The organism is Burkholderia sp. LFS061, from assembly GCF_047978125.1.
GTDB classification, from domain to species: domain Bacteria; phylum Pseudomonadota; class Gammaproteobacteria; order Burkholderiales; family Burkholderiaceae; genus Burkholderia; species Burkholderia pyrrocinia_C.
On sequence record NZ_JBFPFS010000014.1, the window covers coordinates 83738 to 98215 of the forward strand.

Here is a 14478-nt window from a genome sequence, read left to right on the forward strand (position 1 = left end):
CACGCATCGCGTCCCCGATGCCCGTGCCGTCCGGCACGGCCACTGTGGAAAATCCGAACACCGGCCACACCGCTGCGCAATCGCGGTGTTCCGAATCGGCACACCCGCCGTGCTGCGTGCGTGAACACCGCACGGCGCGCACGCGGGCCGGCCGTGGTCGTCGTGCTTTCGTTCCGCGCCTGTCCGTTTGGCACGCATGTTGCGTAAACGGATACAGCGCGATCCAACCGGCGCTGCATTCACACAAGCACGATGAACAGGAGACATGTATGAACCCGTTTGACCTGAAACAACTGGGCCTCGACGTCGAATACCCGTACCGTCAGCAGTACGACAACTACATCGGCGGCAAGTGGGTGGCGCCGGTGAAGGGCGAGTATTTCGAGAACGTGTCGCCGATCAACGGCCAGCCGTTCTGCCGCATTCCGCGCTCGGGCGCCGACGATATCGAGCTGGCGCTGGACGCCGCGCATGCCGCGCGCCGCAAGTGGGGCAAGACGTCCGTGGCCGAGCGCGCGAACCTGCTGCTCGCCGCCGCCGACCGGATGGAAAAGAACCTGAAGCTGCTGGCCGTGGCCGAGACGATCGACAACGGCAAGCCGCTGCGCGAGACGATGGCGGCCGACCTGCCGCTCGCGGTCGACCACTTCCGCTACTTCGCAGGCTGTATCCGCGCACAGGAAGGCGGCATCTCCGAAATCGACGACAACACCGTCGCGTACCACTTCCACGAGCCGCTCGGCGTCGTCGGCCAGATCATCCCGTGGAACTTCCCGCTGCTGATGGCCGCGTGGAAGCTCGCACCCGCGCTCGCGGCCGGCTGCTGCGTCGTGATGAAGCCGGCCGAGCAGACGCCCGCGTCGGTGCTCGTGCTGATGGAACTGATCGGCGACCTGTTCCCGGCCGGCACGATCAACATCGTGAACGGCTTCGGTAAGGAAGCGGGCGAAGCGCTCGCGACCAGCAAGCGGATCGCGAAGATCGCGTTCACGGGCTCGACGCCGGTCGGCAAGCATATCCTGCGCGCGGCGGCCGACAACCTGATCCCGTCGACGGTCGAACTTGGCGGCAAGAGCCCGAACATCTTCTTCGCCGACGTGCTCGATCGGGAAGATGCGTTCCTCGACAAGACGCTCGAAGGGCTTGCGATGTTCGCGCTGAACCAGGGCGAGGTATGCACGTGCCCGTCGCGCATCCTGATCCAGGAATCGATCTACGAACGCTTCATCGAGAAGGCCGTCGCGCGCGTCGAGCGCATCAAGTCCGGCCACCCGCTCGACCTGCAGACGATGATCGGCGCGCAGGCGTCGCAGCAGCAGCTCGACAAGATCCTGTCGTACATCGACATCGGCCGCGGCGAAGGCGCGCAATGCCTGACGGGCGGCGAACGCACGGCGCCGGCTGCCGAACTCGGCACGGGCTACTACGTGAAGCCGACGATGCTGCTCGGCAACAACAAGATGCGCGTGTTCCAGGAAGAGATCTTCGGGCCGGTCGCGTCGGTGATGACGTTCAAGGACGAGCAGGAAGCGATCGAACTCGCGAACGACACGTTCTACGGGCTCGGCGCGGGCGTGTGGACGCGCGACGGCACGCGTGCGTACCGGATGGGCCGTGAGATCGAGGCCGGCCGCGTGTGGACCAACTGCTACCACCTGTACCCGGCGCACGCGGCGTTCGGCGGCTACAAGCAGTCGGGGATCGGCCGCGAGACGCACAAGATGGCGCTGTCGAACTATCAGCAGACGAAGTGCCTGCTGGTCAGCTACCAGGCCGAGGCGCTCGGGTTCTTCTGACCTGATCGTCACGGCAGTGGCGAAGGGCCGGGACGGGCCGGTCGGCAAAGCAGCGCCGGCCGTGCGGGTACCGGTGTTCGGCGGCGACACGCGTGATGCGCGGGTTGTGTAGAACGTTCGACGGCCGGGCGATGTTTGCCCGGCCGTCGAGCGGCGCACACGCGGGTGCGATGTGCTGACTGCCTGCCATCCGGTCACCGGCACTTCGCCATTTTCGACTTCGACATCCGACACCCGGCGCAGGCCTCGCATCGTCGCGGCCAGCGCCGGAAACGATACCGGCAGCCGCGTGTTCGCTGCGGTCCGGTGCGCCGATGCGTGTAACGAAAACCGGCATGGCAGACCTTCCCCGATCCTTTCCGCGCCACCCCGTATTCCACGCGGGCGAACTCGACGCACAGCACCGCTTCGGCGTGGCGGACGAAGCCGAGCGGATGAGCGACGCCGTCACGACGCGCGTGAGCATCGGCGTGCGGCAGTTCGTCGAAACGCAGCCGTTCATGTTCGTCGGCACTGCATGCGGAGGGCGCGCGCCCATGACCTGCGACATCGTGCAGAGCCTGCGCGACGCGAACGGCGACCTGCTGCCCGTCGTCCGCGTGATCGACATGAAGACGCTGCGGTTCATGTTGCCCGCACCCGGCGATGGCCGGATCGACGCGACAGCGTGCAACGGCAGCGGGGTCGGGTTGCTGTTCGTCGATTTCGTGCGCGGCATCCGCTACCGGATCAACGGCCGCGCGACGCTGCGCGCAGATTTGCCCGAAGCGGAAGCGGCGCCCTGGCCGACCGGCAGCGCGATCGTCGAGCTGGCGGTCGCGCAGGCGTACGGCAACTGCGGCACGCGGGTCGTGCGGCTGAAACCGGCCGGGTAGCCGGTATTCGGCAGCCGGTGGCGACGGCAGCGGATATGCGCGGTCGCAGCGCGGATCGCACCGGCGGCGTGCGCGGCACGCCGCCTTCGGGTGCGCCCGTATCGCGCGAGCCGGCCGGGTAGCGTGAAATGACGGGTTGTGCGCCGGGCCGCGCGGTTCGGCACGGGACTTGCGTGACAGGTACGGTTCCGGGCAGGCGAGGGAGAACACGATGAATCAACACGCGGCGAGTATCGAAGAACCGACGGCCGAAGACACGCGTCGCAACGCGCAAGGCGACGACGCGCTGGCCGGGCAGGCGGTCGTCAGCGTCGCGCACGACGCGGACGAGCAGGCGCGCAACCTGATCGGCTGGCGGCAGACCTACGACCAGCTCGCGGCCGGCCGCTTCGTCGGCACGCTGACCGAGCTGCCGCTCGACACGATGAAGCTGTTTCGCGAATCGACCAGCCATCTGCTGCGCCAGGCATGCGAGGTGCGCGGCGATGCGTACTGGTTCGGCATCCCGCTCGTGTGCGACGGCGCGGCACGCGTCGATGCATGCCGGATCGGGCCCGGCGCGCTCGCGTTCCGCCCCGGCAACGTCGAATTCGAACTGCTGACGCCCGCGCAGTTCTCGATCTACGGTGTCGTCGTGCGCGGCGACGTGCTGCGCCGCTATGCGGAGGAGGTCGAACGCTGCGCACTCGACGAGCGGCTGTTCACGCAGCGCGTGATGCAGGTCGGCGATGCGCGGCTCGCGCGCCTGTGCGCACTGCTCGGCCGCCGGCTGGACGGTGCGGTGGCCGTGGCCGGCCCGCTGCCCGATACGCAGCGCGACGACCTGCAGGCCGAGGTGCTGGCCGCGCTGTTCGATGCGTGTGCGCAACCGGCCGACGACGGCGCTGGCCGCGCGCCGTCGACGCGCCGCTGGATCGTCGAGCAGGCGCGCGACTACGTGCTTGCGCACCGCACGCGCCCGGTCGGTGTGCCCGAGCTGTGCGAACAGCTGCACGTGAGCCGGCGCACGCTGCAGTACTGCTTCCAGGACGTGCTCGGGATGGCGCCCGCGACCTATCTGCGCACGCTGCGGCTGAACGGCGCGCGGCGCGACCTGTGCGGCCGCGCGGCCGGCTCGGTGCAGGACGTCGCGGAGGCGTGGGGCTTCTGGCATCTCAGCCAGTTCGCGACCGATTACCGAAGGCTGTTCGGCAAGCGGCCGTCGGAGACGCTGCGCGATCGCGCGGCGACGGTCGCGGCGCGGTGACGACGGCGTTCCGGCTGGCTGCCGCGTGCTGTCCCGTTATCCGGTGGTCGCTGCCGCTTCACGCGGCGTAGGCCACGGAAGCCGGTCCCAGTCGATCGCGCGATACGCGGCCTCGACCGCCGCGAGATCGGCCGGCCGCTCGCTGCGATGCAGCCCGCGCAATTCGGCCGGCACGTCGAGTTCGACCGGCACGCAATGCGGATAGTCGCGCACGCGCAGCGCCGGCCCGATCGTCGTGAAACACGCGAGCGTCGGCACGTCGAAGCCGTCGGCGAGATGCAGCGCGGCCGTGTCCGGCGCGAACAGCAGGCTTGCACCCTTGATCCATGCGATGAAGCGCGCGGTGTCGGTCGCGTCGCCGCTCACGTCGGTGTAGGCCGGATGCGCGACGGGGCCGAACCCGGCCACCGGCAGCCCGTAGCGTTGCGCGAGCCGTTCCACGAACGCCGCGCGCAGCGCGGGCGGCACGCTGCGCACCGCGGTGCTCGCGTTCGGGCAGAACAGCACGTACGGCCGCTGCCATGCGGCCGGCAGCGCGGGCAGCGGCAGCCGCGCGAGCCAGCGGTTGCGCTTCGCGGCGGCCGGCACGGCGGCCGGGTCGGCGCCGAGCGCGTCGAGGAAGAAATCGATCATCGGCAGCCGCGCGAACGCGGGCCAGTACAGGTGATTGCCGACGTCGATGCACGGCGCGTCCGCCGGCAGCGCGTCGACGGGGCACGGCAGCGTGCGCGATGGAGCGACGACGTCGGCCGCGAGCGCATACAGCGCGTCGACATAGCGCGGCGTGCGGGCCGGCCGGTACAGCGTGAAACGCAGGCCCGCGTGCGCCGCGCGCAGTGCGGCGAGCGCGGTCAGCCCGATCACCGAATCGCCGAGCGTGACGCCCATCCCGTTGATCACGTGCACATGCCGTGCGCCGTCGTAGTCGAGCCGGAACGGCCGGTGCGCGGCGTGCAGCAGGCCGAGCGCGGCCGCGGCCGGCATGTGGCCGACGGCGCGGGCATCGCCGTGCTCGATGTCGTACGGCGCGACGAGCGTGCCGTCCGGCGCGAGCAGCGTGCCGGGAAGCACGAGCGCGTCGTCGTGCGATAGCGCGATGCCGGGCGGCGCGGTGCGCATTTCCACCGTCATCCGCCGCGTGCGCGGCGGCCCTGTTCGCGGATTTGTTCGAGCGTCGCGGCCGGCGTGCTGGCGTCCTGCGGGATGCGGATCTCGATCAGCGCAGGCAGCCCGCAGGTCAGCGCGCGCTCGAGCGCGGGCGCGAAATCGGCGGTGCGCTCGACCGTCTCGCCATGCGCACCGAACGCGCGCGCATACGCGGCGAAATCGGGATTCGTGAGCCCAGTGCCGTGCACGCGGCCCGGGTAGTTGCGCTCCTGATGCATGCGGATCGTGCCGAAATGCCCGTTGTTGACGACGATCGCGACGATGTTCAGCCCGTACTGCATCGCGGTGGCAAGCTCGTTGCCGGCCATCATGAAGCAGCCGTCGCCCGCGAGCGCGACGACGGCCCGCGACGGGTACAGCGATTTCGCGGCGAGCGCGGCCGGGATGCCGTAGCCCATCGCGCCGCTCGTCGGCGCGAGCTGCGAGCGGAAGTGCCGGTACGCGAAGTGGCGATGCAGCCAGATCGCATAGTTGCCGGCGCCGTTGGTCAGGATCGCGTCGTGCGGCAGGCGCTCGCGCAACTGCACCATCACGTCGCCGAGCTGGACGTCGCCGGGCATCGGCAGCGGCGCATGCCATTCGCGGTACGCACGATGCGCGTCGGCGGCCGTGCCGGCCCACACAGGGCGCTCGGGCGGTTCGAGCGCGGCGAGCGGCGCGGCGATCTCGGGCATTCCCGACACGATCGGCAGGTCGGCCGCATACACGCGGCCGAGCTCGTCCGCGCCCTGGTGCACGTGGATCAGCGTCTGGCGCGTCTTCGGGATGTCGAGCAGCGTGTAGCCGCCGGTCGTCGCTTCGCCGAGGCGCGGCCCGATCGCGAGCAGCAGGTCGGCGTCGCGGATGCGCTTCGCGAGCGCCGGATTGATCCCGAGCCCGACGTCGCCCGCGTAGTTCGGGTGCGCGTTGTCGATCGTGTCCTGGTAGCGGAACGCGCACGCGACCGGCAGTTGCCAGCGCTCGACGAAGCTGCGCAGGTTCGCGCACGCGTCGGGCGTCCAGCCGCTGCCGCCGACGATCGCGAGCGGCCGTTCCGCGCGCGCGAGCCGCTCGCGCAGCTCGTCGATCTGCGCGGCCGACGGCGCGGCGGCGACGCGTTTCGCGGCCGGCACGACCGGCTGCGGCGCGCACGCTTCGGACAGCACGTCTTCCGGCAGCGCGAGCACGACCGGGCCGGGCCGGCCCGACATCGCGACGTGGAACGCATGGCTCAGGTATTCGGGGATGCGGCGCGGGTCGTCGATCTGCGCGACCCATTTCGCCATCTGGCCGAACATCCGGCGGTAGTCGATTTCCTGGAAGGCTTCGCGGTCGAGGTGCTCGCGTGCGCACTGGCCGATGAACAGGATCATCGGCGTCGAATCCTGGAACGCGGTGTGCACGCCGATCGACGCATGCGTCGCGCCGGGCCCGCGCGTGACGAACGCGATGCCGGGGCGGCCGGTCAGCTTGCCGACCGCCTCGGCCATGTTCGCGGCGGCCGCCTCGTGGCGGCAGACGACCGTCTGGATGCGCGCGGTGTCGTCCGCCAGCGCATCGAGTACGGCGAGGAAACTCTCGCCCGGCACGCAGAACACGCGTTCGACGTGATTGGCGAGCAACGCATCGACGAGCAGTCGCGCACCGGTGGTGGTGCGCGGCTCGAGATCCTTGGAATGCGACATGGGCTGCCGTCTCCCTGGGTAGCGGGACGTACAGCTTACGCCTGTCGGCGGGGCGGTGAAAAGTGTCGGAACGGGGTGGGGCGGACGGCAGGGAACATGTATCGAACATTTCGGGTCCGATACGCATGCATGCCATTCATCCATTCAGGATCGGCGATTCCTGGGTCGTGTCGATTCCCGACGAACTGGCCTACGAATGCGACGATATAGCACTCGAAATCGAACGCGTCGGCGACGAGCTTCGTATTCGACCGGCGAGACGACCGTTATCCGGCGTGCTGGCAAAATTCGCGCAATTCGACGCAGGGATGGCGGTGGAAAGACTCGACGAAGACGGGCAGGGCGAGCGCGAGCTTCTTTGATGCCGTACACGCCCGCCCGCCATCATTACCTCAACACTCGACGATATTCACCGCCAGCCCGCCGCGCGACGTTTCCTTGTACTTCGTCTTCATGTCGGCGCCCGTCTCGCGCATCGTCTTGATCACCGAGTCGAGCGACACGTAGTGCGAGCCGTCGCCGCGCAGCGCCATGCGCGCCGCGTTGACGGCCTTCACCGACGCCATCGCGTTGCGCTCGATGCACGGGATCTGCACCATCCCGCCGACCGGGTCGCAGGTGAGGCCGAGGTTGTGCTCCATGCCGATCTCGGCCGCGTTCTCGACCTGGTGCGGCGTGCCGCCGAGCACGGCCGCGAGCGCGCCGGCCGCCATCGAGCAGGCAACGCCCACTTCGCCCTGGCAGCCGACTTCCGCGCCCGAGATCGACGCGTTGAGCTTGTAAAGAATGCCGATCGCGGCGGCCGTCAGCAGGAAGTCGATCACGCCCTGTTCGTTCGCGCCGGGCGTGAAGCGCGTGTAGTAGTGCAGCACGGCCGGGATGATGCCGGCCGCGCCGTTGGTCGGCGCGGTGACGACACGGCCGCCGGCCGCGTTTTCCTCGTTGACCGCGATCGCGTACAGGTTGATCCAGTCGATCATCGACAGCGGGTCCTGCAGCGCGCGCTCCGGGCTGCCCGTCAACGTGCGGTACAGCTGCGGCGCGCGGCGCTTGACCTGGAACGGGCCGGGCAGGTTGCCGTCGGCATCGGGGTTGCCGATCCCGCAGCCGCGCGACACGCACGACTGCATCACGGCCCAGATCTTCAGCAGCCCGTCGCGCGTTTCTTCCTCGGTGTGCCACGCTCGCTCGTTTTCCCACATCAGCTGCGCGATCGACTTGCCGGTCGATTCGGTCAGCGCGAGCAGTTCCGCGCCGGTGCGGAACGGGTGCGTCATCTGCTCGGCCGCGCTCAGCACCTTCGTGTTCGGCGCACCGGCCGTCACGACGAAGCCGCCGCCGACCGACAGGTACGTGCGCTCGACCAGCACCGCGCCATTCGCGTCGGACGCGCGCAGCTTCATCCCGTTCGGATGCTCGGGCAGCGCCTGGCGGTAGAACGCGATGCTCTCCTTCAGCACGAACGGCACCGGATGCGTGCCGAGCAGCGCGAGCTTCTTCGACTTGCGGACCTCTTCCAGCCGCGCGTCGATCGTGTCGGGATCGACGGTGTCGGGCGCGTCGCCGAGCAGGCCGAGCATCACGCCGCGGTCGGTGCCGTGGCCCTTGCCGGTGGCGCCGAGCGAGCCGTACAGCTCGACCTTCACGTGGGCCGTCGCATCGAGCTGCCCGTCGCGCTCGAGGCCCTGGACGAACATCAGCGCCGCGCGCATCGGTCCGACCGTATGCGAACTGGACGGACCGATGCCGATCTTGAAGAGGTCAAACACGCTGACTGCCATTTCGATACCTGCCTTGCTTATAAGAGTAGTGCTAGCGCGCCTGCAATGGCAGGCACGCGGCGAGCCATGCGGGCGGCGTCGGGGAAAGCTGCTGCGCGACGCGGGCATAGCGCCCGTCCAGCCGCGCGGCCAGATGAAAGAGTTCGGTGGCGTTTTTCGGGTCCCACTGCCCCGTGTAGCCCGGCAGGCCGGCCTCGCGGCGCTTCGCGTCGAACGGCACCGGCGAATTCACGAATTCCTCGTGGGTCTTCTCGCCGAGCGCGTACGGCACGAGCCAGTCGAGCGCGGCCTCGAGCGTCGCGCCGTTCGCGCCGCGCTCGCGCAGCCAGTTGCGGTTGAAGCGGCGCGCGGCGAGCGCGGCCGTCACCAGCGGCTGCAGGTCGTACACCGCGTAGTGCAGCGCATCGCGCTCCTCGAAGTCCCACGTCTTGCCGTCCGGGCCGATGTTGTCGGCGAGATGCTCGACGAACAGCCGCTGCGCGGCGTTCATCATCCTGCGGTCGCCGAGCGTGAACGCGGACAGCGCGATCAGCTTGATCCGGTGGCTCTGCCAGTTGTTGCGCCAGGTGCCCGTGAGCGGGCGCTTCTGCGCGTCTATCTGCGCGACATAGCCGGCGCCGAGCTTCGCGATGAACGCGGCCGTCGCGTTGCGGGTCTTCACCGGCAGCGCGCTCGCGGTCATGTCGTACGCGATGATCAGGCTTTCGAAGCGCGTCTCGTCGATCGGGTTGAAGCTCGGCTGGTAGGTCGCGACCCACGCGGACAGGAAGCGGTCGACGAGCTGCAGGTAGCGCGGCGCGTTCGTCACGCGCCACGCGAGCGCCGCGTCGCGCATCAGGTCCATGTCCTTCAGCGCGGCGGCGCTCTGGTCGTAGATGCCCTCGTGCGGCAGCGTGCCCTCGGTGTGCACGCGCGGCATCGCCTTCGGCTGCTCGCCGATACGCGCGTCGACGCTGCGGATCAGCGCCTGCACGCCCGGCTCGGCCTGGGTCGTCTCGCTCGCCTGCAGTGCCGGCGCCGCGCAGAAATTCATCGCCGCGCGCGCGCTGCCGGCCGCGCCGAGGCCGGCAGCGGCAAACGACAGCGACGCGACGAGCATCGGCACGAACCGGCGCGCGCGCGGCCGGCTCTGCATTGCACCATGGCCCGGAAACATCGGACGCACCATGCGGAACTCCTTCATTGGCTGGATCGCGTGTGATGTTAGCCGGATTGGCGGACGAACGCGCACCGGTTCGAGCGGCGAACGCAAAAACCGCACGCAACACGGAGTTGCGTGCGGTGCGATCACCATCGGACGGCTCGGGGCCTGGCGCGCGTTATGCGTACTCCGACATCGGCACGCACGAGCAGAACAGGTTGCGGTCGCCGTACGCGTTGTCCGCGCGGCCGACCGGCGGCCAGTACTTGTTCGTGCCGAGCGACGCGACCGGGTACGCAGCCTGCTCGCGCGAGTACGCGTGCGGCCATTCGTTCGCGGTGACGACGGCCGCCGTGTGCGGTGCGTGACGCAGCGGGTTGTCCTCGCGGTCGGCGCGGCCTTCCTCGACTGCGCGGATTTCCTCGCGGATCGCGATCATCGCGGCGATGAAGCGGTCGAGTTCTTCCTGCGATTCCGATTCGGTCGGCTCGACCATCAGCGTGCCCGGCACCGGGAAGCTCATCGTCGGCGCGTGGAAGCCGTAGTCCATCAGGCGCTTCGCGACGTCGTCGACGCTGATGCCGCTCGAATCCTTGATCGGACGCAGGTCGAGAATGCATTCGTGCGCGACCAGCCCGCCCGGGCCCGAGTACAGCACCGGGTAGTGCGGCGCGAGGCGCTTCGCGATGTAGTTCGCGTTGAGGATCGCGGTTTCCGTCGCGGCGGTCAGGTTCTTCGCGCCCATCATCGCGATGTACATCCACGAGATCGGCAGGATCGACGCCGAGCCGTACGGGGCGGCCGACACCGCGCCGATGCCGTGTTCGTCGCGCGCGTAGCCGGTCGAACGCTGGTTCGGCAGGAACTTCGCGAGGTGCGCGCCGACCGCGACCGGGCCGACGCCCGGGCCGCCGCCGCCGTGCGGGATGCAGAAGGTCTTGTGCAGGTTCAGGTGCGACACGTCGCCGCCGAACTGGCCCGGCGCGGTCAGGCCGACCATCGCGTTCATGTTCGCGCCGTCGACGTACACCTGGCCGCCGTGCGCATGGACGATCTCGCAGATCTCGCGGACGTTCTGCTCGAACACGCCGTGCGTCGACGGATACGTGATCATGATCGCCGCGAGGTCCTTCGAGTGCTGCTCGGCCTTCGCCTGCAGGTCGGCGATGTCGACGTTGCCTTGTGCGTCGCACGCGACGACCACGACCTTCATGCCGGCCATGTGCGCGGATGCCGGGTTCGTGCCGTGCGCGGACGCCGGGATCAGGCATACGTCGCGGTGGGCTTCGCCGCGCGATGCGTGGTAAGCGTGGATGATCAACAGGCCCGCATACTCGCCCTGCGAGCCCGCGTTCGGCTGCAGCGACACGGCCGCGTAGCCGGTGGCCGCGACGAGCATCTGCTCGAGCTGGTCGATCATCTCGCGGTAGCCGACGGTCTGGTCGGCCGGCGCGAACGGGTGGATGCCGCCGAACTCGGGCCACGTGACGGGCAGCATTTCCGACGTCGCGTTCAGCTTCATCGTGCACGAGCCGAGCGGGATCATCGAGCGGTCGAGCGCGAGATCCTTGTCCGACAGGCTGCGCAGGTAGCGCAGCATTTCGGTTTCGGAATGGTGGCGGTTGAACACGTGGTGCGTCAGGTACGCGCTCGTGCGCTCGAGGCCGGCCGGCAGCGCGGCGACGCCGGCGAGGCCCGCGTCCAGCGCGTCGACGGCCGGCGCGGTGCCGCCCGCGGCCTGCGCGAACACGTCGAGCAGATCGGCGAGGTCGTCGCGCGTCGTCGTTTCGTCGACCGACACGCCGACTTGCGTGTCGCTCACGCGGCGCAGGTTGATGCGCTTGCCCTTCGCGAATTCGTGAACCTGCGCGGTGCGCGCGCCGGTGTCGATCGTCAGCGTGTCGAAGAACGTGTCGTTGACGGTCGCGAAGCCGAGCTGCTTCACGCCGGCGGCGAACAGCGCCGCGATGCGGTTCACGCGCAGCGCGATCGTCTTCAGCCCGTGCGGGCCGTGATAGACCGCGTACATGCTGGCCATGATCGCGAGCAGCGCCTGCGCGGTACACACGTTCGACGTCGCCTTTTCGCGGCGGATGTGCTGTTCGCGCGTCTGCAGAGCGAGGCGCAGCGCGGGCTTGCCCTGCGCGTCGACCGTCACGCCGACGAGGCGGCCCGGCATCTGGCGCTTGAATTCGTCGCGCACCGCGAGATACGCGGCGTGCGGGCCGCCGAAGCCCATCGGCACGCCGAAGCGCTGCGTGTTGCCGATCGCGACGTCCGCGCCCCATTCGCCGGGCGGCGTCAGCACGGTGAGCGCGAGCAGGTCGGCCGCGACGACCACGTGGCCGCCGGCCGCGTGGATCGCTTCCGTGAGTGCGCGGTAGTCGCGCACGTCGCCGTTCACGCCCGGGTATTGCAGCAGCACGCCGAACGCGTTCGCCTGCGCGGCGTCGGCGGCCGGGCCCGTCTTGACCTCGATGCCGATCGGCAGCGCGCGCGTGCGGATCACTTCGAGCGTCTGCGGCAGCACGTCGTCGGCGACGTAGAACACGTTCGACTTCGGCTTGCCGGTGCGCTGCAGCAGCGTCATCGCTTCGGCCGCGGCGGTGGCCTCGTCGAGCAGCGACGCGTTCGAGATCGCGAGGCCCGTGAGGTCGGTCACCATCTGCTGGAAGTTCAGGAGCGCCTCGAGGCGGCCCTGGGAAATTTCGGGCTGGTACGGCGTGTAGGCCGTGTACCACGCCGGGTTTTCGAGCACGTTGCGCAGGATCACCGCCGGCGTGTGCGTGTCGTGGTAACCCTGGCCGATATACGAGCGGAACACCTGGTTCTTGTCCGCGAGAGCCCGCAGCGCGGCGAGGGCTTCGGCCTCGCTCTTCGGCTGCGCGAACGGGCCGAGCGGCAGCGTTTCGGCGCGGCGGATCGAGGCCGGGATCACGGCATCCATCAGGGCGGCGCGCGACGCAAAGCCGAGCGTGTCGAGCATGGCCTGCTGGCTGGCGGCGTCGGGGCCGATGTGGCGTTCGGCGAACGCGTCGTGCGTTTCGAGCGCGGCGAGCGAGAGGGGCGTGCGGTTCATCAGGCGGTCCGGGTGTTCGAGCTTCATGGCGTGACTCTGGTCCCGCGCGGGACGGGCGGCTGGCCGGCCCCGCGCGGTTCGGGTAAGGAAATTAGTCGATCAGCTTGGTGTAGGCGGCAGCGTCGATCAGCTTGTCGGTCGATGCGCCGGCCGCGAGCTTGATCTTGAAGAGCCAGCTCGCGTACGCGTCGCCGTTGACCTGATCCGGCGCGTCGACGATCGCGCCGTTGACTTCGACGATCTCGCCCGACACCGGCGAGTAGATGTCGGATGCCGCCTTCACCGATTCGACGACGCCGACCGCGTCGCCCGCGGTCACCGACTTGCCGACTTCGGGCAGTTCGAGGAAGACGATGTCGCCGAGCGTGCTCTGCGCGTGATCGGTGATGCCGACCGTCAGCGTGCCGTCTGCCTCGGTGCGGATCCACTCGTGTTCTTCGGTGTATTTCAGATCGGCCGGGACGTTGCTCATCGGATGCTCCTGGATAAAAGGGTGTGATTCGTTCTGCTGGCGCGCCGCCGGGGCGCGCCGGGGTGTGGTTGCGCCGGGCGTCATCTCCCGGCTTCCCGGGAGGAGGCCCCCCGGCCGTTACGCAGCGAGGACCTTGCCGTTGCGCACGAACGGCAGTTTTACCACGCGCGCGGGAAGATTCTTGTCGCGAATTTGCACCTGGATCGTGTCGCCGATCTGGACGGCCGCAGGCACGCGCGCGAACGCGATCGATTCCTGCATCGACGGCGAGAACGTGCCGCTCGTGATCTCGCCTTCGCCGTGCGGCGTGACGACCTTCTGGTGCGCGCGCAGCACGCCGCCCGCCTTGCCGTTTTCCTTCTGCAGGATCAGGCCGACGAACGCGGCGCGCGCGCCGTCGCGCTCGAGCGCGGCGCGGCCGACGAAGTCGCGCGGTGCGGTGAGGTCGACCGTCCACGCGAGGCCCGCGTCGAGCGGCGACACGGTGTCGTCCATGTCCTGGCCGTACAGGTTCATGCCGGCCTCGAGGCGCAGCGTGTCGCGCGCGCCGAGCCCGCACGGGCGCACCCCGTTTTGCTGCAGTGCGTTCCACAGCGCTTCGACATGCACGGCCGGGACGATCACCTCGAAGCCGTCTTCACCGGTATAGCCGGTGCGCGCCACGGTGAGATCGCCGAACGGCGTGCCGGCGACCTGCGCGGCGTTGAACGGCTTCAGCTCGCTCGTCGCGGCGCGCGCGGCGGGCACGGTCGTCCAGACCTTTTCGCGGGCGTTCGGGCCCTGTACGGCGACGATCGCGAAATCGCGGCGCGGCGCGATCGTGAGGCCGTAGCCGCCTTGTTCATTGAGCGTGTTGAACCACGCGATGTCTTTCTCGGCGGTGCCGGCGTTGACGACGACGCGGAAGAATTCTTCGGTGAAGTAGTAGACGATCAGGTCGTCGACGACGCCGCCCTGCGGATTGAGCAGGCACGAGTAGAGTGCCTTGCCGGGCGCCTTGAGCTTGCCGACGTTGTTCGCGATCGCGTGCTCGAAGAACGCGCGCACGCGGCTGCCGGTGAAATCGACGACGCACATGTGCGACACGTCGAACATGCCGGCGTCGGTGCGCACGGCTTCGTGTTCTTCGATCTGCGAGCCGTAGTTGACGGGCATGTCCCAGCCGCCGAAGTCGACCATGCGGGCATTGAGCGCGCGGTGCGCGGCGTTGAGCGGGGTGTGATTCAGTGCAGTCATCGAGGCCTCAGGCAAGGCGCT

General features: G+C 69.2%; 11 protein-coding genes. 4 read left to right on the top strand and 7 right to left on the bottom strand.

Translation table 11 applies throughout. From position 1 onward, the window contains the following. The first annotated feature begins 269 nt into the window (after nucleotides 1-269). The 3 genes from ACNQQL_RS15375 (at nucleotide 270) to ACNQQL_RS15385 (ending at nucleotide 3917) form a co-directional block, all read left to right on the top strand. Nucleotides 270-1796, top strand: coding sequence for an aldehyde dehydrogenase family protein (locus ACNQQL_RS15375; protein WP_034183862.1), 1527 nt, complete (start codon nucleotides 270-272; stop codon nucleotides 1794-1796). Nucleotides 1797-2131: 335 nt separating this feature from the next. Next, nucleotides 2132-2671 (top strand): hypothetical protein, encoded by a 540-nt coding sequence (locus ACNQQL_RS15380; RefSeq protein WP_347064600.1) that lies wholly within the window; start codon nucleotides 2132-2134, stop codon nucleotides 2669-2671. A gap of 211 nt (nucleotides 2672-2882) precedes the next feature. Next, nucleotides 2883-3917, top strand: a complete 1035-nt coding sequence (locus tag ACNQQL_RS15385) for a helix-turn-helix domain-containing protein (protein ID WP_347064601.1) — start codon at nucleotides 2883-2885, stop codon at nucleotides 3915-3917. A 36-nt stretch (nucleotides 3918-3953) separates the two neighbouring features. Here the strand turns inward: ACNQQL_RS15385 and ACNQQL_RS15390 are convergent, their stop codons facing one another. Both ACNQQL_RS15390 and ACNQQL_RS15395 read right to left on the bottom strand, forming a co-directional pair. Next, entirely contained in the window at nucleotides 3954-5048 is a 1095-nt protein-coding gene (locus ACNQQL_RS15390; RefSeq protein ID WP_347064602.1) for an ADP-heptose--LPS heptosyltransferase, read from the bottom strand. Beyond that, nucleotides 5045-6748 (bottom strand): thiamine pyrophosphate-binding protein, encoded by a 1704-nt coding sequence (locus tag ACNQQL_RS15395; protein ID WP_347064603.1) that lies wholly within the window; start codon nucleotides 6746-6748, stop codon nucleotides 5045-5047. The genes ACNQQL_RS15390 and ACNQQL_RS15395 overlap by 4 nt, the downstream gene beginning before the upstream one ends. A gap of 125 nt (nucleotides 6749-6873) precedes the next feature. On the opposite strand from ACNQQL_RS15395, the gene ACNQQL_RS15400 reads away from it, so the two are divergent. Beyond that, a complete protein-coding gene (locus ACNQQL_RS15400; RefSeq protein ID WP_347064604.1) occupies nucleotides 6874-7110 on the top strand; it encodes an AbrB family transcriptional regulator in 237 nt (78 codons plus the stop codon). Between the two features lie 30 nt (nucleotides 7111-7140). Here the strand turns inward: ACNQQL_RS15400 and ACNQQL_RS15405 are convergent, their stop codons facing one another. The 5 genes from ACNQQL_RS15405 to gcvT form a co-directional block, all read right to left on the bottom strand. Continuing rightward, nucleotides 7141-8529, bottom strand: coding sequence for an L-serine ammonia-lyase (locus ACNQQL_RS15405; RefSeq protein WP_347064605.1), 1389 nt, complete (start codon nucleotides 8527-8529; stop codon nucleotides 7141-7143). A 31-nt stretch (nucleotides 8530-8560) separates the two neighbouring features. Continuing rightward, nucleotides 8561-9697 (bottom strand): alginate lyase family protein, encoded by a 1137-nt coding sequence (locus ACNQQL_RS15410; RefSeq protein WP_347064606.1) that lies wholly within the window; start codon nucleotides 9695-9697, stop codon nucleotides 8561-8563. A 151-nt stretch (nucleotides 9698-9848) separates the two neighbouring features. Further along, a complete protein-coding gene (gene gcvP / locus ACNQQL_RS15415) occupies nucleotides 9849-12776 on the bottom strand; it encodes an aminomethyl-transferring glycine dehydrogenase (RefSeq protein WP_347064607.1) in 2928 nt (975 codons plus the stop codon). Nucleotides 12777-12840: 64 nt separating this feature from the next. Further along, the gene (gcvH, locus tag ACNQQL_RS15420; protein WP_175962709.1) at nucleotides 12841-13221 is read right to left on the bottom strand and encodes a glycine cleavage system protein GcvH; all 381 of its coding nucleotides are present in this window, start codon (nucleotides 13219-13221) and stop codon (nucleotides 12841-12843) included. A 117-nt stretch (nucleotides 13222-13338) separates the two neighbouring features. Next, the gene (gene gcvT, locus ACNQQL_RS15425) at nucleotides 13339-14457 is read right to left on the bottom strand and encodes a glycine cleavage system aminomethyltransferase GcvT (RefSeq protein ID WP_347064608.1); all 1119 of its coding nucleotides are present in this window, start codon (nucleotides 14455-14457) and stop codon (nucleotides 13339-13341) included. Nucleotides 14458-14478 lie beyond the last annotated feature (21 nt).

Bases quoted from the DNA above. Each gene is read 5' to 3' on its own strand.
- gcvH (WP_175962709.1), bottom strand. From the start codon at position 13,221: ATGAGCAACGTCCCGGCCGATCTGAAATACACCGAAGAACACGAGTGG.
- ACNQQL_RS15405 (WP_347064605.1), bottom strand. From the start codon at position 8,529: ATGGCAGTCAGCGTGTTTGACCTCTTCAAGATCGGCATCGGTCCGTCC.
- ACNQQL_RS15410 (WP_347064606.1), bottom strand. From the start codon at position 9,697: ATGGTGCGTCCGATGTTTCCGGGCCATGGTGCAATGCAGAGCCGGCCG.
- ACNQQL_RS15395 (WP_347064603.1), bottom strand. From the start codon at position 6,748: ATGTCGCATTCCAAGGATCTCGAGCCGCGCACCACCACCGGTGCGCGA.
- gcvT (WP_347064608.1), bottom strand. From the start codon at position 14,457: ATGACTGCACTGAATCACACCCCGCTCAACGCCGCGCACCGCGCGCTC.
- gcvP (WP_347064607.1), bottom strand. From the start codon at position 12,776: ATGAAGCTCGAACACCCGGACCGCCTGATGAACCGCACGCCCCTCTCG.
- ACNQQL_RS15400 (WP_347064604.1), top strand. From the start codon at position 6,874: ATGCATGCCATTCATCCATTCAGGATCGGCGATTCCTGGGTCGTGTCG.
- ACNQQL_RS15390 (WP_347064602.1), bottom strand. From the start codon at position 5,048: ATGACGGTGGAAATGCGCACCGCGCCGCCCGGCATCGCGCTATCGCAC.
- ACNQQL_RS15375 (WP_034183862.1), top strand. From the start codon at position 270: ATGAACCCGTTTGACCTGAAACAACTGGGCCTCGACGTCGAATACCCG.
- ACNQQL_RS15380 (WP_347064600.1), top strand. From the start codon at position 2,132: ATGGCAGACCTTCCCCGATCCTTTCCGCGCCACCCCGTATTCCACGCG.
- ACNQQL_RS15385 (WP_347064601.1), top strand. From the start codon at position 2,883: ATGAATCAACACGCGGCGAGTATCGAAGAACCGACGGCCGAAGACACG.